The sequence below is a fragment of the Thiohalobacter sp. COW1 genome, assembly GCF_016629505.1.
GTDB lineage: Bacteria > Pseudomonadota > Gammaproteobacteria > Thiohalobacterales > Thiohalobacteraceae > Thiohalobacter > Thiohalobacter thiocyanaticus_A.
On record NZ_AP024239.1, the window covers coordinates 1,345,606 to 1,372,506 of the forward strand.

34 protein-coding genes are annotated in these 26,901 nt (G+C 55.3%); 25 read left to right on the forward strand and 9 right to left on the reverse strand.

Annotation, left to right across the window (positions count from 1 at the left end):
* Positions 1 to 170 precede the first annotated feature (170 nt).
* Complete coding sequence (locus tag COW1_RS06315; RefSeq protein WP_201345743.1) at positions 171 to 1,055, forward strand: hypothetical protein; 885 nt, start codon at positions 171 to 173, stop codon at positions 1,053 to 1,055.
* Between the two features lie 23 nt (positions 1,056 to 1,078).
* Positions 1,079 to 2,113, forward strand: a complete 1,035-nt coding sequence (locus COW1_RS06320) for a DUF4236 domain-containing protein (protein WP_096365953.1) — start codon at positions 1,079 to 1,081, stop codon at positions 2,111 to 2,113.
* Between the two features lie 22 nt (positions 2,114 to 2,135).
* Here COW1_RS06320 and COW1_RS06325 read toward each other — a convergent pair whose 3' ends face one another.
* Positions 2,136 to 2,972 (reverse strand): hypothetical protein, encoded by an 837-nt coding sequence (locus COW1_RS06325; protein ID WP_157745465.1) that lies wholly within the window; start codon positions 2,970 to 2,972, stop codon positions 2,136 to 2,138.
* 206 nt (positions 2,973 to 3,178) lie between these two features.
* Between COW1_RS06325 and COW1_RS06330 the strand changes: the two genes are divergently transcribed.
* Genes COW1_RS06330 through COW1_RS06375 form a run of 10 tightly spaced genes read left to right on the forward strand, consistent with a single transcriptional unit; the run spans position 3,179 to position 10,710 of the window.
* Entirely contained in the window at positions 3,179 to 4,195 is a 1,017-nt protein-coding gene (locus COW1_RS06330; protein ID WP_201345744.1) for a PP2C family serine/threonine-protein phosphatase, read from the forward strand.
* A gap of 3 nt (positions 4,196 to 4,198) precedes the next feature.
* Positions 4,199 to 5,524: a hypothetical protein gene (locus COW1_RS06335; RefSeq protein ID WP_201345745.1), complete on the forward strand. Its 1,326-nt coding sequence runs from the start codon at positions 4,199 to 4,201 to the stop codon at positions 5,522 to 5,524.
* Positions 5,521 to 6,606 (forward strand): hypothetical protein, encoded by a 1,086-nt coding sequence (locus tag COW1_RS06340; RefSeq protein ID WP_201345746.1) that lies wholly within the window; start codon positions 5,521 to 5,523, stop codon positions 6,604 to 6,606. The genes COW1_RS06335 and COW1_RS06340 overlap by 4 nt, the downstream gene beginning before the upstream one ends.
* Positions 6,603 to 7,916 carry a PP2C family serine/threonine-protein phosphatase gene (locus COW1_RS06345; protein ID WP_201345747.1) on the forward strand — a complete coding sequence of 438 codons (1,314 nt, stop codon included), beginning with the start codon at positions 6,603 to 6,605 and terminating at the stop codon, positions 7,914 to 7,916. The genes COW1_RS06340 and COW1_RS06345 overlap by 4 nt, the downstream gene beginning before the upstream one ends.
* A gap of 5 nt (positions 7,917 to 7,921) precedes the next feature.
* Positions 7,922 to 8,503 (forward strand): 3'-5' exonuclease, encoded by a 582-nt coding sequence (locus tag COW1_RS06350; protein ID WP_201345748.1) that lies wholly within the window; start codon positions 7,922 to 7,924, stop codon positions 8,501 to 8,503.
* Positions 8,500 to 9,018: a hypothetical protein gene (locus tag COW1_RS06355; protein WP_201345749.1), complete on the forward strand. Its 519-nt coding sequence runs from the start codon at positions 8,500 to 8,502 to the stop codon at positions 9,016 to 9,018. The genes COW1_RS06350 and COW1_RS06355 overlap by 4 nt, the downstream gene beginning before the upstream one ends.
* A 29-nt stretch (positions 9,019 to 9,047) precedes the next feature.
* Positions 9,048 to 9,380: an antitoxin Xre/MbcA/ParS toxin-binding domain-containing protein gene (locus COW1_RS06360; RefSeq protein WP_201345750.1), complete on the forward strand. Its 333-nt coding sequence runs from the start codon at positions 9,048 to 9,050 to the stop codon at positions 9,378 to 9,380.
* 15 nt (positions 9,381 to 9,395) lie between these two features.
* Positions 9,396 to 9,914, forward strand: coding sequence for a hypothetical protein (locus tag COW1_RS06365; protein ID WP_201345751.1), 519 nt, complete (start codon positions 9,396 to 9,398; stop codon positions 9,912 to 9,914).
* Positions 9,914 to 10,183, forward strand: a complete 270-nt coding sequence (locus tag COW1_RS06370) for a hypothetical protein (RefSeq protein WP_201345752.1) — start codon at positions 9,914 to 9,916, stop codon at positions 10,181 to 10,183. Before COW1_RS06365 ends, COW1_RS06370 begins: the two co-directional genes overlap by 1 nt.
* The gene (locus tag COW1_RS06375; protein WP_201345753.1) at positions 10,180 to 10,710 is read left to right on the forward strand and encodes a hypothetical protein; all 531 of its coding nucleotides are present in this window, start codon (positions 10,180 to 10,182) and stop codon (positions 10,708 to 10,710) included. The genes COW1_RS06370 and COW1_RS06375 overlap by 4 nt, the downstream gene beginning before the upstream one ends.
* On the opposite strand, the gene COW1_RS06380 is transcribed toward COW1_RS06375, so the two are convergent.
* Positions 10,707 to 11,285, reverse strand: coding sequence for a zeta toxin family protein (locus tag COW1_RS06380; RefSeq protein ID WP_201345754.1), 579 nt, complete (start codon positions 11,283 to 11,285; stop codon positions 10,707 to 10,709). The two genes, COW1_RS06375 and COW1_RS06380, sit on opposite strands and share 4 nt — an antisense overlap.
* Complete coding sequence (locus COW1_RS06385; RefSeq protein ID WP_201345755.1) at positions 11,282 to 11,698, reverse strand: hypothetical protein; 417 nt, start codon at positions 11,696 to 11,698, stop codon at positions 11,282 to 11,284. Before COW1_RS06385 ends, COW1_RS06380 begins: the two co-directional genes overlap by 4 nt.
* Positions 11,699 to 11,794: 96 nt before the next feature.
* Between COW1_RS06385 and COW1_RS06390 the strand changes: the two genes are divergently transcribed.
* The 13 genes from COW1_RS06390 (at position 11,795) to COW1_RS06450 (ending at position 21,330) form a co-directional block, all read left to right on the forward strand.
* Complete coding sequence (locus tag COW1_RS06390) at positions 11,795 to 12,598, forward strand: metallophosphoesterase (protein WP_201345756.1); 804 nt, start codon at positions 11,795 to 11,797, stop codon at positions 12,596 to 12,598.
* Positions 12,585 to 13,646, forward strand: a complete 1,062-nt coding sequence (locus tag COW1_RS06395; RefSeq protein WP_201345757.1) for a uracil-DNA glycosylase — start codon at positions 12,585 to 12,587, stop codon at positions 13,644 to 13,646. The genes COW1_RS06390 and COW1_RS06395 overlap by 14 nt, the downstream gene beginning before the upstream one ends.
* Positions 13,647 to 14,045: 399 nt before the next feature.
* Positions 14,046 to 14,453: a hypothetical protein gene (locus COW1_RS06400; RefSeq protein ID WP_201345758.1), complete on the forward strand. Its 408-nt coding sequence runs from the start codon at positions 14,046 to 14,048 to the stop codon at positions 14,451 to 14,453.
* 133 nt (positions 14,454 to 14,586) lie between these two features.
* A complete protein-coding gene (locus tag COW1_RS06405; RefSeq protein ID WP_201345550.1) occupies positions 14,587 to 15,846 on the forward strand; it encodes an IS256 family transposase in 1,260 nt (419 codons plus the stop codon).
* A 40-nt stretch (positions 15,847 to 15,886) separates the two neighbouring features.
* Entirely contained in the window at positions 15,887 to 16,132 is a 246-nt protein-coding gene (locus tag COW1_RS06410) for a hypothetical protein (RefSeq protein WP_201345759.1), read from the forward strand.
* Positions 16,133 to 16,219: 87 nt separating this feature from the next.
* Complete coding sequence (locus COW1_RS06415) at positions 16,220 to 16,639, forward strand: hypothetical protein (RefSeq protein WP_201345760.1); 420 nt, start codon at positions 16,220 to 16,222, stop codon at positions 16,637 to 16,639.
* Between the two features lie 140 nt (positions 16,640 to 16,779).
* Positions 16,780 to 17,403, forward strand: coding sequence for a tyrosine-type recombinase/integrase (locus tag COW1_RS06420; RefSeq protein WP_370590889.1), 624 nt, complete (start codon positions 16,780 to 16,782; stop codon positions 17,401 to 17,403).
* A 390-nt stretch (positions 17,404 to 17,793) separates the two neighbouring features.
* Positions 17,794 to 18,261, forward strand: a complete 468-nt coding sequence (locus COW1_RS06425; protein ID WP_201345761.1) for a hypothetical protein — start codon at positions 17,794 to 17,796, stop codon at positions 18,259 to 18,261.
* 116 nt (positions 18,262 to 18,377) lie between these two features.
* Positions 18,378 to 18,707 (forward strand): hypothetical protein, encoded by a 330-nt coding sequence (locus COW1_RS06430; RefSeq protein WP_201345762.1) that lies wholly within the window; start codon positions 18,378 to 18,380, stop codon positions 18,705 to 18,707.
* A gap of 72 nt (positions 18,708 to 18,779) precedes the next feature.
* The gene (locus COW1_RS06435; protein WP_201345763.1) at positions 18,780 to 19,391 is read left to right on the forward strand and encodes a hypothetical protein; all 612 of its coding nucleotides are present in this window, start codon (positions 18,780 to 18,782) and stop codon (positions 19,389 to 19,391) included.
* Positions 19,392 to 19,493: 102 nt separating this feature from the next.
* Complete coding sequence (locus tag COW1_RS06440; RefSeq protein ID WP_201345764.1) at positions 19,494 to 19,703, forward strand: hypothetical protein; 210 nt, start codon at positions 19,494 to 19,496, stop codon at positions 19,701 to 19,703.
* Between the two features lie 237 nt (positions 19,704 to 19,940).
* Positions 19,941 to 20,471, forward strand: a complete 531-nt coding sequence (locus COW1_RS06445) for a hypothetical protein (RefSeq protein ID WP_201345765.1) — start codon at positions 19,941 to 19,943, stop codon at positions 20,469 to 20,471.
* A gap of 259 nt (positions 20,472 to 20,730) precedes the next feature.
* Positions 20,731 to 21,330, forward strand: coding sequence for a DUF6088 family protein (locus COW1_RS06450; protein ID WP_201345766.1), 600 nt, complete (start codon positions 20,731 to 20,733; stop codon positions 21,328 to 21,330).
* A gap of 2 nt (positions 21,331 to 21,332) precedes the next feature.
* On the opposite strand, the gene COW1_RS06455 is transcribed toward COW1_RS06450, so the two are convergent.
* The 6 genes from COW1_RS06455 to COW1_RS06480 all read right to left on the reverse strand — a co-directional run bounded on the left by COW1_RS06455 (position 21,333) and on the right by COW1_RS06480 (position 26,880).
* Entirely contained in the window at positions 21,333 to 21,929 is a 597-nt protein-coding gene (locus COW1_RS06455) for an MbcA/ParS/Xre antitoxin family protein (RefSeq protein WP_201345767.1), read from the reverse strand.
* Positions 21,930 to 21,992: 63 nt separating this feature from the next.
* Positions 21,993 to 22,376: a type II toxin-antitoxin system death-on-curing family toxin gene (locus COW1_RS06460; RefSeq protein ID WP_201345768.1), complete on the reverse strand. Its 384-nt coding sequence runs from the start codon at positions 22,374 to 22,376 to the stop codon at positions 21,993 to 21,995.
* Between the two features lie 6 nt (positions 22,377 to 22,382).
* Positions 22,383 to 23,396, reverse strand: coding sequence for an antitoxin Xre/MbcA/ParS toxin-binding domain-containing protein (locus tag COW1_RS06465; protein WP_242466507.1), 1,014 nt, complete (start codon positions 23,394 to 23,396; stop codon positions 22,383 to 22,385).
* Between the two features lie 98 nt (positions 23,397 to 23,494).
* Positions 23,495 to 23,719, reverse strand: a complete 225-nt coding sequence (locus COW1_RS06470; RefSeq protein ID WP_201345769.1) for a hypothetical protein — start codon at positions 23,717 to 23,719, stop codon at positions 23,495 to 23,497.
* 427 nt (positions 23,720 to 24,146) lie between these two features.
* On the reverse strand, positions 24,147 to 24,320 hold the full coding sequence (locus COW1_RS06475; RefSeq protein WP_201345770.1) for a hypothetical protein: 174 nt from the start codon (positions 24,318 to 24,320) through the stop codon (positions 24,147 to 24,149).
* A gap of 1,258 nt (positions 24,321 to 25,578) precedes the next feature.
* Positions 25,579 to 26,880 (reverse strand): site-specific integrase, encoded by a 1,302-nt coding sequence (locus COW1_RS06480; protein ID WP_201345771.1) that lies wholly within the window; start codon positions 26,878 to 26,880, stop codon positions 25,579 to 25,581.
* Positions 26,881 to 26,901: the final 21 nt, after the last annotated feature.

Genomic DNA, 26,901 nt, shown 5'->3' on the forward strand with positions numbered 1-26,901 from the left:
CCACCGTCAGATTTCATGCTAACCACCTGTAATTCACAAGATTTCCAAACATTTCACTCACACACGGCACATCATTTGTCCGTGCTTGTCTTGATTTATCGTTTGGGTTTTAATTATGTTAATATCAAATATATATATTTTTTCGGATACTTGACTTCAGGTGGTCATAAATGGGATTCAACATTGATCTGCAACTGCTGGAACATGCGAACTGGCCGGATGACCTGGTCGGGGCGATCGGCTTGATAAAAATGGAAGCCGCGGATGCTGCATTCGTTCCAACCAAGGCGCGAAAGTTACTGACGCGCCATGTCCATCCCCTGCGCCCGGGGCTTGGAATACCGCAGCGCCTGAGACCATTTGCGCTGTCATGGAGTGACTTGAGAAAGCTGGGAGTGGAGATACAGAGAAAATCGGAAGACTGGATGTCGACATGCATCGGGGAGCTACTCATCGAGATGCCCGGCTACGCAAGAACACAGCGCACTCGAGCCTCACGTGCCAACCCCTATTGCGACTTGTGCTGGAGGCCCGCCCTGCGTAATCGAAAATACTGCCCGGAACATGACCCCCAGCATAACGATAGCGCCTATCGGGCAGCGCGTAGAGTGGTCTACTGCGCACTGCCCGAGCACCATGACAACATCGATGCTGGAGGGAGACGTATCAACAACCTCGATGCTCGCATGAAGTTACAGAGGCAGAAAAGACACGCAAAAGAAAACGATCACTGGGAATCAGCGATCGCAGGCAACCAGCCACTCGGCCAATGGCTCGAACAATATCGCCCGTGGCTGTACAGCCATTTGCCTGATCAGGCCAAACGGGATATGGACGCCAAACGCCTGCTGGAATGGCTGGACGCTAAAGATACCCTACCCAGAAGTCTGGCCCAGGCGCGAGAAGATCTTCACAGCGAAATCCTCAGCGATCCTGACCAGCTTACCGGAATAATAAGGCGCGCAGATGCCTGGTTCTGGCTAAGCGAACAGTACAAACGGTACCATCCCCATGGTGGCCGGAGGCACACTCAATCCAACACGTTGAAGAACTAGCGGCACAGCAGACAAGGAATCCCATGGGTTTTCGATTCTGGCGACGCATACAGTTGCTACCCGGCATAACGCTCAACCTGAGCAAGTCAGGCGGCTCGCTTTCCTTCGGTCCGCGGGGCGCAAAATTCACCGTCGGGCCCCGCGGTAAACGCACGACAGCGGGTCTGCCGGGCACCGGGCTGTTTTACACCAGCCAGATGCACCAGGGTAGCGGACGGCAGCGCAACCGCCCTGCCCCACCGCCGAGCGTCCCGGCCCGGGACCGGCTGGACCTGAACTTCTTCCAGCGCCTGTTCACCCCAGCCGGCGAGGAGGCGCTGGTCGACGGCTGCCGCGCCCTGGCTCTGGGTGACGAGGCGGCCGCCCTGAAGCATCTCCGCCAGGCCACCTCGCTGGCCGACGGGGCTTTCCTGGCCGGTTTTCTCGCGCTGAAGCACAAGAACTTTGATAACGCCATCGCCTGGCTCAACCAGGCCGTTGAGAACAGCTCACGACTCGGACGCTATTTCGCCAAGTACGGCATGGCCGCCACATTGAGCCTGCCCATCACCGAGGAGGTCACCGCGCACCTTGGCCCAAACCGGCGCGGCGTCTGGCTGGGGCTGGCCGAGGCCCATCAGGGCAGGGGCGAGATCGAAGCCGCCATCGCCTGGCTGGAGCAACTACGCCGCAAGGACCCCGAGGATATCGTTGCCCGCCTGTCGCTGGCCGAACTGCTGCTGGAGCGCGACGCGGATGATCGCAAAACCGGTCACCGGGTCGTCAAGCTGGCGCAGGGCATCGACAATGAATCCGAACTGCATGCCACCCTGCTGCTGTACAAGGCCCGCGCCCTGCGTGGCCTGGGCATGCTAACACCCGCCCGGGATGCCCTCACTCTGGCCCTGCGGCGCAAGAAGGACCGGCCGGAGGACCTTCTGCAAGCGCTGCGCTTTGAGCGGGCTGAGGTCTATGCCGAACTGGGCCACAAGTCACGCGCTCGCCGCGAATGGGAAAAGCTCTATGCGGGAAACCCGGATTATGCCGGTGTGGCCGAGCGGCTGGGGATCTGCCCATGACAGAAAATGCTCGTTTTCCTCCTCAGAATGATTCGAATCTCAATCCCGACGCCCTGGCCATGATCTCATTCTCCACTTCCTCCCAAGCCACTTTCATATCAGCATAATCATCATGCCCAGGCCGGGCAGGAATGTCCGGTGCAGACAGGAGTCCCGCGTTGATTGCGGCCCTCTCCAGGTCATCCAATGCTATTCCGGCGCTCATTAACGCGCCATCGGCAACAGGTCGGATGATGCCGTACCGGCTGAGCCAGTGGCGCTCCGGAGTCTGTTCTTCCAATTTCTCCACAGGTTCTGCACGCAAGGCAGCAAGAGACAGCGCTGCCGCAACACGGACCAACGTCTGAAAACCGGAACCGCCGGCGATCCGTATCAGGGCATCCACTGTACTCCAGTGTCGTCCATATTCAGATCGCAGCATGTGCAGCAAGTCATGCCCGGGGTGGGCAGGTTCCTGGGAATTGAGCCACCTCCTCCAGCCTGCTTCGATCGCCTTCGTATTCCGTCTCAATGCTGGCCACAAGGGGATGGCAACACCTACCTCCGACTGCGGTCCGACCTTAAGGAGATCCGCAATCATGGAATACTTGCGCCGGCGCAGTCCCTTGTCGATTGCTGCCACTGTGTCAGGTCCAGGAGAACGCTTGCCATGCTGGTACATGGAAATAGCGATGGGTTGAACGAGGACATCCAGCGCTTCGGAACAGAAATTGGTAATGCCATTAATGCCACGCGAATTGACTCCAGGACGCCGGTGGTATTCACAACCAATGGCATCGCTCGCCGAGGCAAGCGCGTGGAGCCAGCTCTTGGCAGCAAGCACATCAATATCGCTTCGTTTTTTTCTGCCTGGTTTCATGCGAGGAGATCTTCACTCAGGTTACTTACTTGCCCATTTCTGGAGATATCCGCATTACCACGAAACATTATATCAAGATATATCGTAAAAATATAATTTTATTTTTATTTCAGTGATTTTAATATATTTTTCTCTGGATTATCCTGTGTTCTCGATTCGATCTTGCGGCGTCGGTCACCTATCCCAATCCGAAGGCGATAATCCATATGGAATTTCATGTCTACCAAAACCGGGGCCAGCGCCCGCTCCAGGAAGACCGCTACGTGGTCACGCCACTATTCGACGGCACCCTGATTGCCGTCCTCGACGGCCACGGCGGCCCTGGCATTGCCGAGGATTGTGCCCTTGCGCTGCCGGGACTGCTCCAGCGCGCACTCGAGGAGCTGGATCGGGATGAGACCCCGCCGACCGCAGCCTTCCGCCGGGTGATCGCCGAGCTGGTGGCCCGCTATCCCAGTGCGCGGGATGTCTGGATGAATGACACCGGCGGCACCACCCTCTCGGCGGCCTTCATCGAGGATGACCGGATCACCACCGCCGTCCTGGGCGACAGCCCGATTCTGCTGCGGATCGACGGCGAGGACTGGATCGCGCCCTCGCACAATGTCGAGCTCAATCCCAAGGATGTCGCCCGGATTGAAGCCGCCCATCAGGACCAGATCATGCGGGGTGAGCTGCATATCGACTCATCGCATCTCCGTCTCGCCTCCTGGACCGCGTTGGCGCTGACACGAGCAATCGGTGACCGGGATTTCGCCCGCTACCTGATCCGGGAGCCGGAGGTGGAAACGCATCCGCTCACCCCAGAGAGCGAGTTCAGCCTGATCCTGGCGACGGACGGGATTCAGGTCAGCACGGATTCCGAGACACTGGAGGCCCACTACACCGATCTGCTCGATCGGGTCGCCGCCGGAGGCAGCGCCGCTGACCTGGGACGGCAGCATGCCAATGACCCGCGGACCTCGGACAATCTGACCATCATTACCGCTTGCCGTCATGGGGACGGCGGATCACTCAGGCTGCCGCTGCACGAATACCAGGGGATGAAATACGCGTGGGTGAGCGACCTGCCCCGGTCCGTACGCGAATCGCTGAATCAGTTTCTACTCGCGTCGGCAGTCCCATCGGTACCGGGAGTGCCGGATGCGGCCTATCCCCAGGATGTGCTCAGCTGGGGGCGCCAAAACGGCATCAAGGTGCAATTCGATGAAGGTGAGGCATGAGCAATGCTCCATAACGAATACAAACTGGACGTCTACTCCACCATTGGCCGACGGCCGATGCAGGAGGATTATTATGTCGCGCAGCCTGTCAACCTGGGGTTTCTGCTCGGGGTATGCGATGGCCACGGAATCGGGCTCGTCTCTGGTCACGTCGCCGCCCGACTCCCGCTGTATGTCGATCAGGGTCTCAGTCGTGAACTGCCGATCCAGAAAAAAGCGGATGAAGCGCAGTTTCAGGCGTTTCGTGAGGAGATGAGTGATGCCGATATGAAGGCTGCGCTGGAGGCGCATCCCGGGTATGCGGTTGCGCGGGAGCGTCAAGAGGATGATGAAATATTTCCCGTGTATGACAGCGTGCCGGCCACTGAAGATGATATCCGCGGCAACTATGCGTATAGCCGCCTTGGCGAACTGAGACGCGAGCGCCAGGATACGGACCCGCTCTATGAGATCCATGATGCGCTGCGGGATACCGTCGCGCAGTTGATCGAGGATATGCGTGGCAAGAAAGAAATAGGTACGACCCTGTCGATGGCCTATATCCGCGTCGTAGACGACAAGCTCCACATCCACACGGCCCAGCTCGGGGATTCGATGATTCTCATACAGCCGCCGGACGGTGAGCTGATCACGACGGCGGCGCATAACGCTGCGACGCATGAGGCGGATCGGGCTGAGATCCAACGCCGGCTCGAGGCCATCGGGGAGTCGGGGGATATCCCGCCGGATTTGAACTGGGGCGCCCTCAGCGACAGTCGTGTCTGGGCCGGCGTGACCATGGGGTCCTCGAGGGGATTGAGCGTCACCCGCGCGATCGGGGATGCGATGTGGGACGGATTATTGATCCGCGAGCCGGAACTGGCGGACCACATCGTGCCCCTCGATTCCCTGGTGGTTGGCGTGACCGATGGCGTGCTCGTTGGGGATGCGGCCAAGGGTGGGAAGCCGGAATGGATTTACCGGGAGATCACGCAGCGCCTGCTTGCCGGCGAGACCGCGCAGGCGATTGGCCAGTCCCTGCTCGAGCGCGAAGGAAGCGGGGATAACCTCACGATCGTGGCGTATCGCCAAGCCGAAGACGACCGCCCTGTTGATCTGGAGGTGGATGTCTGGGCAGCGCCGAATGGTGATCACTATGTCCTCCTGGCCGACCTCCCGGACGAGATGCGCAAGGGCATCGAGGCGATCACGTTCTTCGTCCCGATCATCGGGATACACGGCGGCGATCATGTCACGCACATCGCGCACGTCGATGGACAAGCGCGAGCATGTCGCCTCAAGCTGGCGCTGCGCTATCACGACCATCCGCACAAGGAAGATGATCCATGAGTATATTCGATCGGTTCTACATGGAGGGGTATCAATCGACCAACCTGAAACCGCCCCAGGAAGACCGCTGGGTCGCCCAGCCGTTTCACCGCGGGTATTTATTGGCAGTGCTGGATGGCCACATCAATGACGAGGTTTCAGACCAGGCCGCGAACCGGCTAGCGCATTATTTTCAACTGGGATTTGAACGTGAGCTGCCCCACCAGCAGCGGGCTGATGCCGTATGGCGTGAGGAATTCCTGGCCGGGCTGACGCCGGAGGCGATTCAGGCGTGGATTGCGGAAAGGGGCTCCCCGTCCTTCGAGTTTGATCTTTGGGAAATGGGGCTCGATACGGCGACAGCGGATGACAACGAAAAACGGGATCAAATCAATCAACTTGCGCAGGACTACATGGCGGATTACGCGCTGGCGGAGCACAGGGGAAAATCGACGATCGACGATTCACTGCGGGCAACGGTCACCCAGCTGGTTGAGGATTTCGGTGATTCCACCGCGGGATCGACGCTCTCGATGGCCTACGTTTATCCGACTGAGGATGCCCTGCACATCCATACGGCGCAGCTCGGAGATTCCGCCATCGCCATCCTGACGCCCGAGGGCGAATTGCATGTGACGGCGGATCATTCGGTGCAGACATGCGAGTCGGACCGTGCGTTGATCCAGAATGAAATCGACAGGGCGCATTTTGTGGAAGACCACAGGAGTGTCTTTTATCGCGCCCATTTCACGCCGGCGATGGCGCCAGCATACCTGATGAATGACACCGGCGATCTGGGTGTCGGGCTGGCCATGACCCGCGCCCTGGGAGACAAGGAGCTCGAGGGTTTGCTGATCCGCGAGCCGGACGTGCAGGGATTCAGCGCCCCACGAGGCAGCCTGATCCTGGGCGTGACGGATGGCGTGCATGTCGCCGACACGGTGGAGGCGCGCCATGGCGTGTATCGGGAGATCGCGCAGCGCCTGGTAGCAGGTGAGCGCGCCCAGGCCATCGGAGATGAGCTGGCGCAGCGGCCGGATCATGATGACAACATCACGATCGTAGCACTGCACGATGCCTGCCACACCCGAGGAAACACATGAACTCACTCGACTGGCTCACTCTAGCCGTATATCAGGCCATCAACCAGCGTCACAGCCAGGAGGACCGCTGGGTGGCGCAGCCGGTGGAGGATGGCTACCTGTTGGCAGTGCTTGATGGGCATGGCGGAAGCTATGTTGCCGATTTTGCTGCAAGCCGGCTCGCCCATTATTTCCGGATGGCGCTTATCCGGAAGTTGCCTTTGCAGATTTCCGCGCATCAGGCGCGGCGAGAAAAGATCGAGGCAGCGTTGGGGCCTGATGAAATTGAAGCATGGATTAAAGGTAGGGATCCCGATTATCTCGATATGGATTTGGGATTCACGGGATATGAAGAGGCGGACGAGGCGGGTAAGCGAGCCATCCTGGATCAGGTTGCCCGGGACAATCTGGTCGATAAACGCATCAAACAGCAGCGTGAAAAAGCCATCAGATTGGATCCGCATCGGGACATTCATGACGCGCTTCGAGATACCGTGACTCAGTTGCAATCGGATTTCAAGAATAGCCATCGAACAGGTTCGACCCTTTCCCTGGCCTATGTCGTATCGGAAGCGAACGGATTGCAGATATTTACCGCTCAGCTTGGGGATTCGTCCATCGCGATCCTGTCTCCCGAGGGGGAGTTGCGGGTCACGCCCGATCACTCGGTGCAGACATGTATAGCGGATCGGGAGCGTATTCAGGCTCAAATCGATGAAGCGCATGAAAGAAAAGATTACGACAGTATCCTGTGCCGCGCCTATATCGGTGATCAATATCTGATGAACGGGGGCGGGGATTACGGGTATGGCCTTGCCATGACCCGCGCCCTGGGTGATACGGAATTCGATGGCTTGTTATTTCGCGAGCCGGAGTTGCAGGATTTCACCGTCCCACAGGACAGCCTGATCCTGGGCGTCACCGACGGGGTCTACAACGCGGGGAGCCTGGAGGAGCGCCACGCCGCTTATCGGGAAATCGCAGAGGGCCTCCGTGCCGGAGAATCGATGGAGGCTATCGGTACCGAACTGCTCAGCCGGGAGACACTGACCGACAACATCACGATGGTCGCCCTGCGCCCTGCGCCTGACCCCAGGCCGATCGTTGGGACACTGGATGTCTGGCAGGACGGCGACACGGCCTATGTGCTCACGCAGAGCCTGCCCGAGGAATACCGGAATGATATCCGCGTTGCCGGCCTGTTTGATTGGCGCGCGCTCACCCACGTGGACGGTGATGAAGGGGTGAAGCTGTGGGTGATAAAACGGTTCGAGCGCCGCAAGGGGATCCGGTTCGAGTACCGGAGCCATGACCGAAAACACAGCGAGTAAACACCATGTCCAGCAACAAGGACAAGACCTACATCATCGTCGACCTGGAAGCCACCTGCACCGATGCCAGGGAATTCCCGCGACATGAGATGGAGATCATCGAGATCGGCGCCGTGGCGGTCGAGGGCAAGGCCCTGGTTCCGGCCGGTGAGTTCGAGGCGTTCGTGCGCCCGGTGCGCAATCCGTTCCTGACTGATTTCTGCACCCGGCTGACCAGCATCACCCAGGCTGACGTCGAGGGGGCGGACACGTTCCCCGTGGTCAATGACCGCTTCCGGGCCTGGGTGGACGGATTCACCAGTCCGGTGTTCTGTAGCTGGGGCAATTACGATCGCAACCAATTCCTCCAGGACTGCGCGCACCATCGGGTGCCCTACCCGTTTCCGACGGATTATCACATCAATATCAAGGCCCGGTTCGCCAAGCGCCAGGGCATCGGTAGATCGGTCGGGATGAAGAAGGCACTCCAGCTCGCGGGCCTGCCGCTGGAAGGCACTCATCACCGGGGCATTGACGATGCGCGGAACATGGTCAGGCTGATACCGTACATCTTCGGACAGGCCAGGTTGGGGAGGCAGACATCATGACGCTGCACCTCCTGCCTCAATTCCTGGATATCGAGGCCAGCTCGCTCGGGCGGGATTCCTACCCGATCGAGATCGCCTGGTCGTACCCGAATGGCGAGGTCGAGGCGCACCTGATCGATCCGTATCACATACTCGACTGGACCGACTGGGATCCGGCCGCGCAGGCCGTCCACGGCCTGTCCCGGCGCTACCTGAGTGAGCACGGCGCGGACCCGAAACTCGTGGCCGGACGCATCCAGGCGGTGCTGGCCGGGCAGCCGGTGTACTCCGATGCCCCTGATTATGATCAGGGCTGGCTGGAGACGCTGTTCGGCGATGCCCTGGGTGTACGCAGTCCGGTTCGCCTGCACCCGATCTGGGCGCTGTGGCCTGATGCGCGCGGCGAGCGGCTGCATGAACTCTATGACGCCGCCTGGGCCGATGTGGAGGGTCAGCCTCACCGGGCCGGGATCGATGTGCGGCATCGGCTGGCCTGGTACTTGCGGGCAAAAGCCGAGTTCGGAGGTGTCCGGTGAGTCTGCCTCATCCGGGACGAGCCGAGGTGATGACACAAGCCGTGACCCGAGCATCGGAGATGATGGGCTTAGCGCCGGCCGAACTCGCCAAGACGCTGGGGCTTAGCCGTGCCTCCATCTCGCGAATGCAGCATGGACGCTATCTCCTGAGCGAGGAAAGCAAGAGTTGGGAGCTCGGCGCACTGCATGTGCGCCTGTTCCGCAGTCTTGACGCGATCACTGCTGGCGACGAGCAGTCCCTGCGTGCCTGGATGCGCAACAACAACACGGATCTGCACGCGGTTCCTGCAGAGTACATCCAGAGTGTTTCAGGTTTGGCAGAGACGGTGAGCTATGTGGATAGCTATCGTGCTCGGGTCTGACCCCGGAGATTCCCGGTGAGCCTGCCCTGCTTCTTGGATTTCGAGGCCAGCTCCCTAGGGGTGAATTCCTACCCGATCCAGGTGGCCTGGTCACTGCCGGACGGGCAGATCGAGTGCTGGTTGATTTCGCCAGCCGGCATCCCGGAGTGGGATGATTGGGACCCGAATGCCGAGGCCATCCACCAGATCCGCCGCGAGCAGTTGCTTGAACACGGTCAGCCACCTGCCCGGGTCGCTGCGCGGATGAATGATCAGCTCACGGGCCAGACGCTGTACGTTGGGGCCGCCTGTGACAATGACTGGTGCCAGGCACTGTTCGAGGCCGCCGAACTGATACCCCGCTTCACGCTGGACAGCTACTGGCTGCTAATCCACGAAATCGTACCGGATTCCGTGACCTGCAATCTACGCTGGCGACAGGAATACACCGAGGCCGCCTGGAGGCGCGTCCCGGGAAGAGCGCATGACGCCGGTAATGATGTCCGGCAGATGATCGAGTTGTACCGGATGGTGCTCGCGTGTGGTGAAGATTAATGGGTACCAAAATCCCTACAACAGGGGTCGCAAAGTACATCGCCGACCTGGCGATCCAACACAACATCCATTACGTTCGCACGGAAGGTGACGCGATGGCGGATGTTATTGCGCGGGTGGTTGATGACGAGGTGATAATGGACGATGTGGAATTGCTGTTGCTGGCGTTGGAGCGAGCCGGCGTTATCGCCAGCAAGGATGTTGTGCCACTGCATGTCAATTATCTACGGGAGAAGTTCGGCCGGGAAGAGTCCGGAGGTTCCCGGTGAGCCTGCCCTGCTTTCTCGATTTCGAAGCCAGCTCCCTCGGGGTGAATTCCTACCCCATCCAGGTGGCCTGGTCGCGGCCGGAGGGCGATATCGAGTGCTGGTTGATCTCACCGGCCGGCATCCCGGAGTGGGATGACTGGGACCCGAATGCCCAGGCTGTCCACCAGATCCGGCGCGAGCAGCTGCTCGATCACGGCCAGCCACCAGCCCGGGTGGCCGCGCAGATGAATGACCAGCTCGCCGGCCAGGTGGTGTACGCCGGCGCCGCCTATGACAGCCTCTGGCTCCAGACGCTGTTTGAGTTCGCCGAACAGGCACAGCGTTTCACGCTGGGCGATTACTGGGGCCTGATCCATGACCTCATGCCGGCCTCGGTCACCCGGAAACTGGGGTGGCCGGCTGAGTGGGGTGAAGCGGCCTGGCGCCGGACCCCGGGCCGCCGGCACGACGCGGGGAATGATGTCCGGCACATGATCGAGTTGTATCGCATGGCGCTGGCGCGCAGTGGAAAGATGCCTCGGAGTTAATCGGACAGAAGTCCTTCGGCCCAATCAGGTAGTGGATGCATGTGGCATTCAAGGGCGCCCTCGATGACAGAAAACACCGGCATGAAGGGGGCAGCTTCAAATGAGTTGTCATAGACCTGAAGCCGGTCACACAGCGGGATGGAAGTCTTGATATGTTTGAGTGTCCTGGGGATTCGGCTGGCCACCTTTTCATCCGGCACGGAGTGCCCGCCTTCCGAGACGCGCTCGGCGATCCGGGCCTGATTCAGCTCAACGCTATTCAGATGAATCATCACCATGATGACCTCGTAGCCCAACGCCTTGGCCTGAGCTACAAAGTCGATCTTGGAGGGGTGGGAATAGACTGTCTCGAAGCAGAAACTGGTTCCGCCCAGCAGGAGTTCGCCGCGCAGTTGTTCGGCGAGCCTCGCCGCATCATAGCTATGGGCTTCGGGCGCGTCGGGATACGCCATTCTGGCGATAATATCAGCATTGAGAAAGGGCAGGCCGAGCGGTTTCAGAAACAGTTCGTAGAACGTGCTCTTCCCGGCCCCGTTACCGCCGACCAGTATCCAGAGTTGCGGCTTGCGGCTCAATCGGCATCCTCGTGCATAGGCGTGAAGACCCCGTTGCGAAATGTTCCCACAGTACGGACACCGCGCTCATCGACCTGCTCCAAGTAACCCGGATGGGAGACAGACGCATAGTAACGAATCGCCGCCCCCGTCACTTTCCCGGGCAGCTCACCAGAGCGGCGATCCGCTTCGACAGCCGCGAATACGGCATCGGGATCAATCGGCTGAGCGATGGTCGGCTCTACCTTGAGACGCGCCAGACCTGCCGCGATCTTGAGCAAGGTGTCGGGGTCGACAACACCGGCCACCTGGCGCCCCAGCGAGGCCCAGTATTCGACCTGCTCGGCGGCGCTGCGGTGTAACCGTGCCCCGGCCACACCGGCGGCCTGCATCAGCTCATTCTGTAGGCGTACGGGAGAGGCAGCTTTAGCCATGACGAGATTCCTCGCGCTCGCATTGATCAATTTCGGGTAATGTAGCATACTGCTACAATATCTTCCACTTCCGTGAATGCAGATAACAGATTGAAAATGCATCTGAAAATCCAATACGCCTCTGACCTGCACCTGGAATTTGGCGGCCGCAAGGGTGAGCTGCTGCTCGCCAGGACCGACGCCGATGTCATCATCCTGGCTGGCGATATCAGCACAGGCGTCCAGGGCATCATCTGGGCCGGCGAACTCGCCCGGGAGCGTGGCGTGTCGGTGATCTACGTCCCTGGCAACCATGAATTCTATGGCCAGGTGCATGAGTACGCCCTCAAGGAGATGCGTGACGCCGCCGAGGAACATGGCGTCCATCTGCTCGATTGCGATGAGCTGATCCTCGAGGGGGTACGCTTTCTCGGGGCAACCCTGTGGACCGATTATCGGGCCGACCCCGAGATCCGCCAGGGCCTCGCCATGCAGGAATGCGAAGACATGATGAACGACCACCGGCGGATCCGGACCCGAATCGGGAATCGGTACAGGAAATTCCTGTCCAAAGACGCCGCGGACCTGCATATCAGGGCCCGCGAGTGGCTGGCAGAGAAGCTCGCCGAACCCCATCCGGGTAACACCGTGGTGATCACCCATCATGGCCCGGCCCCGGCCTGCCAGTGCCCGGAATACCCGGTGGATGCACTGTCCGGCGCCTATTGGTGGGATCTCACAGACCTGTTCAACCCGCAGGCCGCGCAGCTCTGGATCTATGGCCACACCCATGGGAATGTCGATACCGGGGTTAATGGGGTGCGGCTGGTGTCGAATCAGCCGGGGTATCCGGGGGAGACACCGTCGGGTGAATATGATCCGGGTAAGGTCGTAACCCCGGATATGTATGAGTCCAGCTGACAGCGCAAGCGGCATGAGATTGAGAATGACCTGCATTTCGCTTGCACCGAAAAGACGATGCCACAGAGAACTTCTTCCACAGCAAACTCGACATACATGGATAGTCAAACGCTGTAGCGAACCACTGACAATCAGTGGTAGGATCAAACACATATTAATTAAGCATCAACAGCTGCTGAATTCACATAATATAATCATGAATTTATCAGGGCTTGTGCAGAAAATCCGTAAGGAAAAGAAGCTCACCAGAGAGGTGCCAGGCTTTGACCCTAAAAACGGAAATGAAAAAGCGAAATTTCTTTTTCTTCTCGAAGCTCCAGGGCCCAAGGCTGTTGAATCCGGAATAATATCTTTTGACAACCCCGATCCATCGGCGCGACATTTTGGTAATCAGTTAGCACAGGCAGGTATTGATCGGAGTGAAATAGCTGTATGGAATATCGTGCCCTGGTACATTAGAAGTAGAGATGGACAAGCAATTCGGTCAGCAACCAGTGTAGATATACAGGAAGGCATGAAGTTTATTCCCCAGCTGCTAGACTCGATGCCGAATCTAAGGTGCATCGTATTGGTCGGGGGAACCGCGAGAAAAACGCATATTTTCCTGTCCAGAACAACCAACGCACGCATCCTGAGTTGTCACCATCCATCTGCACGTGTCATGAATAGCAACCCTAAGGCGAACGAAGAGAATATTGAAATTTTCCGTCACATGAAGACCACTAGTGAAATAGCATGTGCCGAGCAACCAGCCAATGAATCCTATACTGAAGATTCTGGTAAAGAATCCATTCCAGCCAGGTCATATAAGCCAAAAAAGCTGAAGGATATACGGAGAATCGGGAATACTGAAACGCTGAAAATTGGCCAAGTTAATCGGAATAATCAAATAATGCGTGGACTCTTTGGACTCACGGGCGGCAAAGGTCAAGTACAACTTTCATATTACATGGAATGCATGGAAGCCGGCTGTAGGTATATATACAGGGTTAATGCATGCGATGCCAGGACATGTAAATGTCCCATATGCCAAACCAGTGATGGTTAAATTGCGCTCTAGGACGACTGAAAATTGCATACCTCAATGAAAACATTTTTAATAGAATTCAGATTAGGCCGAATATAGTTTCAATAAAGGATAAGCCCGAATGCCCTGCATTCGACCGCAAACGGCACATAGCGGACTTCCGCAACCAGGCGAGGCGGAATTCCGCCTATCATCAATAAGTCGGTAACTTCACCGCATAGAAGATAAAATTTGGCGGCCTATCAGGTTCATCCGGCGTTACCCGGTCAAAGAAATGCTGTTGATTCAAATACGAATTTAGGCGAACATCCTCGCTAGAATACTTCATAATATGCGGAATCGGGGGTATCACAAGATAGGCGGAATACGCAGTATTACTAATAATACGGATTCCGTCTAACAATACTGTTGGGCGCACAAATGAAGAAGAAAATCTGGTTGGCCTATCTAATCCTATATCTTTGCTATGACACATGGGTAAGGGCTACTCTGTCAAGCGGACTGGAATTTACCATTACAGATTTATTCTACTTACTCATGCTTCTCAGCATTGTCGGCCTAGCCCTTCAAAGAAAGATATTTACATTAAAAATATGGCGCGCGATATCTGCATTAGGCCTTTTACTATTTATACATGCTTGGGTAATTTTACCGTTCCTTATTTATCGTGGTGAGGGTTTAGAATGGGAAAAGATCGGGGTGATTCAACTTTATGCCGTTCCTTCGCTACCAATATTTATTGGATTGTTTATTTATGCGTGGCGCAGCCCAGCTATTTGGGCCGACCACGCCCAACAAGGCGCTCAAGCGGGACCGTCAAAAGCCTAGCGGCTTTTGCGGCCCCTTAGCTCTTCGTTGAGCTATAACCGAATCTGGTGTATGAGCGGAGATTGAAGAAGGCGGCGTACCCTGCTGAAATCGGTTTTGCCCAACTGATGAACAGCAGAGGAGGTACGCCACCATGGGGAAAGATAGCGTAGTCGGGTTTCGTGCGCCAGAGGCGATCGAGGATCCGCTGACGGAGCTGTTGAGGACCGGTGCACGGCAGTTGATCCAGCAGGCCATCGAGGCGGAGCTGGCCGAGCTGCTGGCGCAGTACGAGGGAGCAGTGGATGACCAGGGCCGGCGGGCGGTGGTCCGCAACGGGTATCTGCCGGAGCGTGAGATTCTGACCGGCGTGGGACCGGTGTCGGTGAAGGTGCCGAAGGTCCGCAGCCGGGGTGAAGAGGCCGTTGTGTTCCGCTCCGCGCTGGTGCCGCCGTACGTGAGGAAGGCCCGGCGTGTGGAGGCGGCGCTGCCGTGGCTGTACCTGAAGGGGGTGGCCACGGGGCAGATGCAGGCGGCGCTGGAGGTTTTGGTCGGCGCAGAGGCGCGCGGGCTGTCGGCGCCGGTGATCAGCCGGCTGAAGCGCGAGTGGGAGGCGGAATACGCCGCCTGGCGCAGGCAGGATCTGGGCCGGGACCGCTGGGTGTATCTGTGGGCCGACGGCATCTACTGCGGGCTAAGGGCCGAGCGCCAGAAGCTCTGTGTGCTGGTGGTCATCGGCGTCAACGAGCGGGGCGAGAAGCACTTTCTGGCCATCGAGGATGGCGTCCGGGAGTCGGCCCAGAGCTGGCGGGAGGTGCTGCTGGAGATGAAGAAGCGCGGTCTCGAAGTGCCACCGAAGCTGGCCGTGGGAGACGGCGCCCTGGGCTTCTGGGCGGCGCTCGATGAGGTGTATCCCGAGACCCGCCCTCAGCGCTGCTGGGTGCACAAGACGGCGAACGTGCTGAACTACCTGCCCAAGGGTGTACAGCCCAAGGTGAAGCAGGCGCTGCAGGAGATCTGGATGGCCGAGGACCGGGAGTCGGCGCACAAGGCCTTCGACCACTTTGTGCAGACGTACCAAGCCAAGTACCCGAAGGCGGTCGCTTGCCTTGAGAAGGATCGGGAGACCTTGCTGGCCTTCTACGATTTTCCGGCCGAGCACTGGGTGCACATCCGGACGACGAACCCGATTGAATCGACCTTTGCCACCATTCGCCACCGGACGGACCGGACCAAGGGCTGCGTGAGCCGAAATACGATGCTGGCGATGATCTACAAGCTGGGGATGAGCGCAGAGAGGCGTTGGCGCAGAATCCGTGGGTTCAACTACCTGGCGAAGGTCATCGAGGGTGTGAAGTTCAGAGATGGAGTCGAAGTGGACAGCGACATCGACGACAGCAGGAGCGCCGCCTGATCACGCCGTACACCAGAATTGACTATAGCTCCTCTTCGTTATGACAAAAAGAAAACTAGATAATTATGAGGAATCTTTTAAAGATTTCTCGGTGCTGTTTAGAAGACGCATTAACGAAGATATTGAGCTCTGGAGGTCTTGCAATCCTGAGCATGCTAAAGGCCGTGAAATGGCTTATTCAGCATGCCTATTCGAATTAAAAGAGGCTTTAGAGAAGAACGGCTTAACACTAGCCGATGTTGGCCTGGCGGGATACGAAGTTCCAAAAAGTGATCAACTCGAATGATATAAAAATAACTCTAACAAGCGGGTCGAGTTCGGCGCGCAAAAAGCGTGCGCGTCTCACCCTGATCGTTATGCAGTGGAATGAGTGATGTACCCGTTATTCGTATATAAAATAAATGAACGATTTGAACTGATGCCATTGATTTTAAAGATCGTTTGTGGCGCTGCATTCGTGCTAAGTATATTTCAGATTGCAGCCTTATTTTTCCCAATTTTAAGCCCGCAAATTGAAGGTGTAGCTATTAACGCACCATTTTTTATTGTTTTAATGGGCGCCTTTTATATTGCTATTGGGTGGGGAGTCTATGCAAAGCAAAAATGGTCTATACCGTTAATAGTATTATCCCCATTATTTCAATACGGCATTCTGTTTCTAGATAGAGGCTTGCCGTCAGAACAAGCCATCAAGGTCAACTTGCTATTTGTCGCTGTTTGGGCAGTATTATTTGTAGTCTATTTTTCAAGAAAACGAGTTAAATCTTATTTTTGTGGTGTCAGTAATGCATAACCGGTCGTTACAGCCGACCTCGGCGCTGTCGCGCCGCCTCGCCTGAGCTTCAGCGTCAAAGTCAGCTTCTGGTCGCGAAGCGACCACTGAGGAGTTGAGCCATACTCCCGTTCCATCCATTTGCGATAGGAGGAACGGCCATGGAAATGCTCAGCTACAATCCGCAACCAGCTCCCTGGAATAAGGGCAAACTCGTAGGTCAGAAGGCTCCTCTGAAAATCAGGGACATCTGGGCAATTCGTATCCGGCTGCAAATATCGCAGCGATACCGCGATTTGGCACTATTCAACTTGGCAATCGACAGTAAATTGCGAGGCTGTGACCTGGTTCGGCTGCGCGTCCGTGATGTTTCGCACGGTGGCCACATAGCCGCCCGAGCGATTATCATGCAGCAGAAGACCCAGCAGCCGGTCCGATTCGAGATCACCGAAGTGACTCGGGATGCCCTGACCAGGTGGATTGCCGAGCGAGGGCTGAGGACGGACGATTTCCTGTTCCCCAGCCGTCGTCGAGGCTCCCCTCATATCACGACTCGCCAGTATGCGAGGATAGTCCGTTCCTGGATCGCTGAGATCGGGCTGGACCCGACCGACTACGGGACCCACTCGCTGAGGCGGACTAAGGTCACTCTGATCTACCGTCGGACGAGGAACCTCAGGGCGATACAGCTCCTGCTGGGGCACACCAAACTGGAGAGTACGGTCAGATATCTGGGTATCGAGGTTGACGACGCCCTTGAGATGGCGGAGCAGACCGAGGTCTAATGGGCCTCTAGCCGGAGACGGCCGCCGTCGAGGCGGTCGTTTTCCGGCACAAAGCCGACTTTCAGGCCAAGGCAGATTTCCACCTATCATCAATAAGTAGCGGATTTAACCGCTTAGAGAGTGAAGCTTGGCGGCCTATCACGCCTTGAACGATTCGAGCAAATTAAAGTAATGCCGTTGATTCTTAAGTAGATTTAAGCGAATATTGTCGCTAGGATTTTTCGAAATACACGGAATCGTCACTATTGCTAATAATACGGATTCCGCCTAATAAAACTGTTAGAGGATCGAGAACCAGAGGATGAAGGCTAATAGATGAATATAACGCAAACCATAAACGTGGGGTTCCTAATCGTTGCTGCGTCGGCGGTATTGTTTGGGTTCGTCCGAATGGAGAAGCCACCACAGGCAGTTCCAGTAACCGTGTGGCTATTTGTGGCATTTTATATTCTACTTCGTCTTAAAACATTCTTAGATGACCATCATTATTTCGGTACGGCGGAGAAACGAAGTTGGCATTTCAAGCTCGGATTCATTTTCGCTGTTGTTTCATGGCTCGCTTGGGCGCTAGGTGGTTATATGCTGGGGCAACTGAATAACGCTTACTTCGCTTTGGGGGTGGCGTTAACAGTCTCAACAATCTGGATTGTCGCGGATGCATTGCGAGCTGGCCCATATCGGGAGCAATACTATTGGATTGCTACCAACGCCATTTACATTATTCTGTTGTGGGCTTTATATAAGAGAGATCAACCGGTTGGTGATTGGGTTTCTTGGTCAATATTGAGTGTATTGATTGTGTTGGTTTTGGTGGATCTCATTCTAAGTAGAAGTTTTAAACACTTGGAGGAGGAGTAATCCTCTAACCAGGCAATGGAGTCCGACGCTTGACCGCTCGCTCCCTTCGCTGTCGCTTCGGTCGGTCGCTGTCAAGCGCGGCTCATCGCCAACGTTATGTGTAATGGAGAATAATAATGGAAACCTTTGCATACTTAGCCAGCTCAACATTACCGATGGCGGTCCTTGCCTTTGTTGGCTCGTATTTCGGTATATGGAAGCGCAACGAACATAAACTACCTGCTAGCGAAGCAATTATTCTGTTTTTCGTGCTTTGGGTAATTTCAGCAATTTTAATTATCTTGTTCAAAATTATGCTGGCCGGTCAGGGTGAACTAACACAATCTACCGTCGGTAATCTTTGGGGGCCGCTAATTGTCGGAATCATTATCGGGAGAATCATTGCTGATTGGCGTCGGAAAGTAAACGCAAAAAAGAAGCTAGAAAAGCAAATAGAAAACATATAAAAAGTCATTTTTGCTGGGCTGAGAGTTCCTACGGTTTGGTGGACACCTTCTGATAACTCAGGAGGTGTAAAAATGGCAAGATACACGCAACCCAGAAAGACCTGGCAATATACAAACGATTTTTCGGAGCTATTTTTTGTTACTACTTACTTCGATAACAAACAAATGCGTGTGCAGCCAAATCTTTTGAAGATCAACGCAAAGCAGTTGGATACGATGACTGAGTTGGCATATCCGTTACGCACTAACAAACACGAAATCATGAAAAAATTACTTCTCACATTCGTCTGCGCATTCATCTCTACTAGTCTATATGCGCAAACAATCAAAGCCGAAGATTTGGAGACGTTCTGTACAGCGGGCGCGGACTCAGAGGCTTACGCGTCGTGCATCCTAATCGTAAAGGTTTATATGGATGGGTTTATAGAAGGTGTTGGAAAGGGAGCGATTGATACATATAAATATGATCCACAAGTGTTGGCTTCGGTGAGAGATGTCAAGATGAAAGACATGGCTCCTCGCATAAACAAGGTCGTAGAACACGCTACCTGCATTCAGCGTGTATCGGTAGCCGACATGGTCACTGCATATGTCGCATTTGTGCGTAAAAACCCCTCGATAAGACCGAAGCACTATCGTGAGGCAATGACACGTGCGATCGTGGCAACGTACTGCCAGAGGTAACCAAACCGAAATGGCAGCGCCCAAGAACACCATCAACTCGGAAGTGCAAAAGCGTCGCTTTGCTTTTGCACGCCGGTTATGGAAAACGTTAGGGAGCAAGACATGGCGCGAGCAAACCTTATTGCATTCTGCCTAGTATTCATTGGTGCTTATGGCGTTCTGTATGCCATACATGCAGGCAGGGCTGTCACCGATCCAATTTACGATTTTGAATCACGGATTGATGACAATGAATCCCAAGTCAGCGACCTTGAAAATGAGATCGAAGAGGTCAAGTCCATCATCAAAGATCTCGAATACAGGAAATATTAACCAATGAAGGAACTATTGAATTTCTATGTAAAGGCGCTTCCTATAACTTTGGGTCTCATCTTCTCATTAACGGCGCTCTCGTTCTTGATCGACTTCACAGATAGTGCTCGTCTATCTGATATTGGGGAAGAAGACTTTTTGACATTCCTAATTCTGGCTATCGTAGGCATTCCTACGCTTCTATTTGGTATCAAAAAACTATCGAGCGAAGGTACTACAATACATTAGGAAGCTGCGATGAAAGATTGGAACTGGAAGCACGTCGTCCTTTTTATATTGGCTATCCCAGTAGTTAATTATATGGCTGGTTACCTTGGCAAAAGCGCATCTCAACACGTCAACGAAAGAGAGCGCGCAACTTTGTCATCACCGAGTCCTTATCAAGAAATTCGGGTCGTAGTCACAAGCCAAAACTCTCAAGGGGTGACGCAACATGATTTTGACTTAAATTTCTTGCATAATCTAGAGGCTTACGCTGTTGAACGTGCCAAGCAGAAAACGAAAGAATATCTTGCATCTGAAGGTTACCCTAACACAAATATTGATTTCTCCTCGGAGGCAATCTATGTCGAAAGCGGTTCAGTAAAGCTGGCGGTTGTTCGTCTTCGTGCATCGGAAGGGGTAAACCAAGTACTTATTGTCGGAATAATTGACAACGAACTCAAACGGATCAGTTGCTTAAGATCTTCAATAGAGGCAATCCCGATTTCTTACGGGGTGTGCGCAGATAAAATAAAAGAAGTATTCGGCGTTAAAATAGGTGCTTGATCATGAGAACGATCTCTAACCAGCAGCTCAACCGGACACGCCTGTAGGCGCACCGATTAGGGTATCCGGGGACAGTATACCTAATAACTGCCGCACCAATCTCGACAAGCAGACTTCCGCTTCTGGTCGCTAAGCGACCTTGCGGCAGAGTAGGTAGTGTCGGCCTGGATAATTAGACAGAAAATGGGGCGTCTGATAGTTGTTTACCGGTTGGCAGCTGATATACATAAAAACTATAGTGCTGGCCTGAGGTAGCGCCATGAATGCATGTGCCGCAAAGGCTGTCCGTAAGTACATTGATGCATTACCTGCGGGGGAGCTATTCACACTGGCCGATATTTCCAAATACGGTACCCAGGGAGCAGTTGGGAAGGAGCTCTCTCGATTGGCCGCTGCGGGCGCGATCGAACGGGTCGCGCGGGGCATCTACATGCGGCCAAAACACAGTCGGTATATAGGCAAGGTCGCACCATCGGCTATCGATGTCGCAAAAGCCATAGCACGGCGAAGTGGCGCAATCGTACAGGTCCATGGCGCCGAGGCGGCACGACAGATGGGGCTGACCAGCCAGATGCAGATGAAGCAGGTGTTCTGGACTTCTGGGCCATCAACACGTTTTCGCTTGGGTGCGTTGGAAATTCGCATGCAACACGTCAGTCCGCACAAGCTGGCTATGGCTGATCGCCCCGCTGGGCTTGCGCTAACCGCCCTGTGGTATCTCGGCAGGCGGGAGGCCACCCCAGAAATGATTGCACAGATCCGCCGCAGGTTACCGGAAACCGAATTTGAGGCGCTGAGATCTCTGGAAGGGACCATGCCATCCTGGATGCGCGAGGCAATTCGTCAAGCGGAAAGATAGGTTTACGTGGGGATCCCCTCGCTGATAATCTCCAGCAATGCCTCGACCTGCTGAATGCCCTCACGGGTCGCCAGCCGGGAAAGCGGCGCTTCCCCGTTCAGCGCCCGATTCGGCTTGCGCAGCCACCGGGCAGCCTTCTCTGCCTCACCCAGCACCTCGTCGGCTCGGTAGGCGAGATTCCGGATATCGAACAATTGCCACTCCGGCTCCGAATTGAGTCCGAACGCGTCATCATCCCGGATGCGCGCCTCAATGTTGGTCACTGGCATACTGAGTAGGCTCGCCAGCTCATCCACCGTGAACCGGTAATCCCGCATCAGCACCCCGAGGGGATCGTCATCCACGCCTTCAAGTCGATGTTTGATCCGGGTCCGTACCGCCGTCTCGGGGCTGAACAGGCTCATATCCGCGGCCGTCTTCCGGCCCGAGCGAACGGCTTCATAATCCAGTTCCTGGCGCATCCGTTTCATCAGCATGAGCAAGTCCCCGCCCTGGTCGCGGAATTCGCGCAGGGCCTGGAGATCCTCGAGATCGAGGCCGGCGGCTTCCGCGGCCCGGCCGAGGGCAATCAATTCATCCTGGGAGTGTGAGTCTGTCATTTCGCCTTGCCATGTTTAGTATTTCAAACATTTCACCGCCTCACTCCCGGTATGTTTAGAATACTAAACATTTTGCATGTGAGCGCGGATCCAGTCCGCCAGCTCAGGTTCCTCGAGATTGCCGGCAGCCAGGGCCTGGATGACCCGCACCACCTCAGCCTCATCAGCGATCAGCTCCTGGCCGTTCAGCTGGAGGAAAATGTCGATGGCGACCAGGGCGGCCCGCTTGTTGCCATCTGGGAGGGGGTGGTTCCGGGTCACGCCGTAGCCGTAGGCCGCGGCTAGTTCGGCCAGGTCCGGCTCACCATAGGCGGCCAGATTGGAGGCACGCGTCATGGCAGAGTCCAGCTTGGCGTGATCGATCAAGCCACTCGTCCCACCGTATTTCAATAGATCGGTGTGACAGACAGTCAGGGTATTGTCCGGGATCCAGCGCCAGCCGCTCATGACGGCCTACTTCGCCAGCTCACGCAGCGCATTGTCAAATTTCTCGCAGGTCCGGTCGAATGCCCGCATCGCTTCATCGAACGCATCCTCTTTTGCCTTCAGCTCGGCGGACGGCTCAATCCGGCAGTTCTCGAATCGTTTCGAGCGCGGCACCTCCCTGTCCGGGTTTTCGTCGAACCAGCGCGCGAACGCCGCCTGCCGATCGCGCTTGGCCTGATGATCTGCCTCGGTGATCATCCCCGCGAACATAGGATTGGCCTCATAATAGTCATCGACCACCTGCTCGAATGCCTGGCGGAGTTCGTTAATAGTGGCGCCATGGAACGGCCAGATACCGGGAAAGTTTGCGACATGGCCGTGGTAGCATTGATCTTGTTCATCGAAGTCGATGACGACGACGGCCCTGAAATTCCTGTGTTCCATTTCCATGGTATCGCCGCACTCACCATCCAGATATGCCCGCACCTGGTGCAGATCCTCCATGCGGCCCGTCAGTAAGCGTGAGAGTGCGGTTTGCCCCTGAAAGAGGGGAGCATCGTTGGGCTTCTTGACCCACTCGAAGGCCGCACGTCTCGATGGCAGCAGTATGCACAGCGCCTTGTGGATGCCCAGGATGTAACTGATTCGCTTCAGCGTGTCCGGGTCGAGCTGACTGGCAGTATGCTCCGTTTTCCACTGGAAAAAGATGTCCTCGGGAGGGTCTCCGAGCAGTGTCCGCTGCTCAGCATCGCCCAGGCCCCACTGCCCAGTGATGGTGAAGAAGCTCTGTAGCGCCGCGGTTGCGACGCGTTGCGGATCCAACGTGCCACAGAGCGCATGTGCGCTCGTGACTTCAGCAGGATCTTGTCCGATTGCGAGTAGTTCCGGATCCTGATCTTCGTATTCTGTGATAGCGTCGCTGAGCATTTCAATGATTGGATTGAGAGGGTCATCGGGAGAGTCTTCTGCTCTATCCAGCAGCGCCTCCACAAGCTCCAACGCCTGAATATGGTCAGCTTCGTTTCTGATCGTGATTCTCATACCAATATTGGATAATCAGACCTCGGCGATTTCAAGTCGCCGATATCGGCTATTTATTTCTGATAATGCGCCTTATCAGAAATATTAAACTCTGTTAATTAAAACTCCCGGATTGTATGCAGCGTCGTCTTCAAGTCGTCGACTGGGACGCCTACTTTATCTGCGACCTTCCGAGTCGTATCTGCATCAAAACAATTCAATGACAGAAGTGAGCAGAATTTCCCGGTATGTCCCGACAACTCAATGCGCTTTTCTTCAATATATGCATCGTCATGCCCCTGCTCGATCAGGGCCTCCAGAATGAGTGTCGCGATGTAGTTCATGCCTTTTCTCCTATCGACCTACCCTTCATGCATATTATCTCAATTTCTGAGCCCAAATTCCACTATTTATCTTGTTTTTCAGTATCTTATTGCGTATTATATATAACATACACCATCGACATATGCGTGATTGATTGATCTATATACTCGCCACTTCTGTCATGAATCTCGGATTTTCCCCTCCAGTAGCGAGACTGGAGGGGGATTAACGTGATTAACGCAGCACATTCACTGCAGGCTAAGGTGTCAGCTGTACAGGGTCATGCTGGTTCATATTATCAACAGACCACTCACGTATAACTGCCGCGTTTGGCACCCATCGGTCGATCGACATCTCAGCGAGGGAGTCCAATGCCATTACCGCAAGCGCAGCTTCTGTCAGCTCTGAATCAAACGCCCGCAATCCATCAAGTGAATATGAATGTGCCTAAGGCGCATAAAGTGCAGTCAACAGTGCTCGTGCCTCCCTTCCACCACCGGTATCGGTATGCCCGACCAGAATGAGTTGTTGCAAAGCCGGTATACCCGCCGTACGTATCCTGGTAGCACGCTCAGACAGAAAGCGGCGTTTTTCTTCAAGTGCTGATTTTATCTCTTTCATGATGATCTCCTATGCAGTATGAGACACACAGAACATGATGAAGGGTTTTCATATGATATAAGACAAGATCAGAGCGTATGTTTTCCGATACTCAAATTAGCGGCTGTAAACCGTTAGTATGGCATGGTGGCTCATACCCTCATCACACTTCACCATCCTAAAATACGAGTACCTCAGCATCTGACCTACCCTATATAATTAAGGCTACCTCTTCATCACATTCCTCATATCCTATTATCTACATCATTCACCACATTGTTACCCTTGACATTGCCCCCTATTGGAAAGGTAAACATCATTCATATACACCAGCGTAAAAATAACCGAAGTAGGGTTTAATACTAATTAATGCAGTTACTTATAAATATGAGGACGGAATCCAGTTCAGATACAGACTATTAAGTGCGAAACCGAAATCCCAAAAATTGGCATGATTCGGAATTATTGCAGAGCGGCTACATGAATCGCCCGGGGTCTGGTAGGCAGGTGGCAACGATATCCTCGCGCTGCGGTTTTCCCTGTGCGTCGGTCTTGACCACTACAGGTCGCTTGTCCGGTTCAGGGCCGAACAGTTCCGTCGCCAACTCCACAATGGCTTACGCCTGATCAGTGGCGTTACCTGAGTAACCGGCCTCGATCTAGTCTCGCGTATAAGAAATATCCCCTGTCGAGTTCATAAGGTCGATCCTGTGATCCATGTCCGCGTACATCCGAAGTATTAACACCTGCAGCGAACCGACACGATGGCCTGCAACCGATTTTGGCGCGATTTGACCAGACCCAGTGTCTCACGGGTCCGCGGGTCGAGTTTGATCTGGAAGTGCGGTCCGCTTTCTTACGGGCCGACTCAACGATATCCTGCAGGCGTTTTCCCTATGCAGCGATACTGATCTCGGTCTCTTATTGCACATCACGACGACAAACCCTCTCAAGTTCAATATGCCATCCCCCGTTGCCGGCCTCGGAGTTTAATGAAGGCATGGAATGAGGAAAGGTCCAGGTGGAGCGCAGCGCAGGCGGTGTGCGAACAATACTTTGACCGACCGAAAGGAATGGCTATGCTGTTCACCCGGCCGGCACCGGGGATCCGGGAGCGGCGACAGCCGCAATGCCATTCACTGATTTTCATTGCGTCGTACCTTTTCGTTTCGTTGTCAACCTGGGGCTCGGTCAACCCTTCCCCGCAGCGCGCTCCCTGGGAAGTGTCGGCGGCAGCCGGCACAGATCAGGCAGCGCTGCGGAGTCCTCGCTCTGAGATTTAAATCAAATTTTGCGCTGTTAGCGGAAAACTTCCGCGTTTAGATTCCGGGATATGGGTTACGGTCATCACATTCTGGAATTGCGCCTGGCGGACCGGGTCACGATTCCGGGTAGATTCATCCAGCTTAACCTTCCGGCTGGACCATGACCGGACCACTTTCAGGCCGGATGAGCCTTTCTGTTTTCGGGTCCCATAATGGCGTTGCGTCCGATCGGTAATATGACCCAGTACCTGGGCAATGGTTTCCTGATCCGTATCCGGATCCGTTTTCATCATCTGCGCCACGGCATGACGATAGACGTAAGGGGTGACGGTATTACGCATCCGGGGGAATGCATTTTTGCTGAATCGGCTCACCGCCATGCCGAACGCATTGGCGTCAGAGATGTTGACCCGCTTTTCTCCTCCGGCGTCACGCACCTGGTCCCGCAGCCAGATGAACTCTGGATGCGCCTCCGGGTCTGCCAGGGCGAAAGTGACGGAGCGCACTTTGTGGCCCTTGTCTTCGTCGACCTTCACCCCCTCGATGCGGAAGTAAAGCTGGTCTCCATCGACCAATTTTACCGTGACGCCATTTTTCAATTCCGCCGGCCGGCAACCGCAGCAGGCGATCACAGCCAGTGGCAGTCGGTATTTTTTCGAGCCGGCCGCCGCCGACCACATCCGGTGACGCCAATCTTTCGGAAGCCTCGGCAGCAATTTCTTTTTCGATCCCCGCTCACCTCCGGTTCGCGGCGGTTCCCGCTTTCCGATTTGTTCACGCACGGCGTTGGCGGTCTTGAGCGCGGAGCTTTTTTCACCTTTCGGGAATGCGATCAGGGTGCGCAGGTAGTGGGCGAGTATTTTGGCGGCATACAGCAGGCCGATCTTGTCCTGCACCTGCCATGCATGCCCCATTTTCGCGAACCACACATTGACGCCCCGCTGCGCATCCCACACCAAGGCGGCGCGCGCAACGCAATATTGCTTGTGGCCGGGATGGTATTTTCCGAGTCGCGGCATATTGGGCACGTCGGACGATCCCATGCGGTAATGCTCGATGTGCCGGACCATACTCTCGTAGCAGCGTACCGTGCTCGGTGACAGCTCACGTGGCTCCTTCTCGGCGTATTGCTGCGCGCGCTTGGCGACCATACTCGCATCTTCGATCGTGTTGATGTTGTCCGGATTCAGCAATCGGAATTCTGCATTTTCGGATTTGATGCCAAGGTCGAACTTCGATGCCAATCGGTAAATGTTGCGCGATTGAGTGTCGGATGCCGAACTGTTGTTGATACCGTTTTCTGTGTTGATGCCCATCTCAGTCGTCCTCGATCCTGT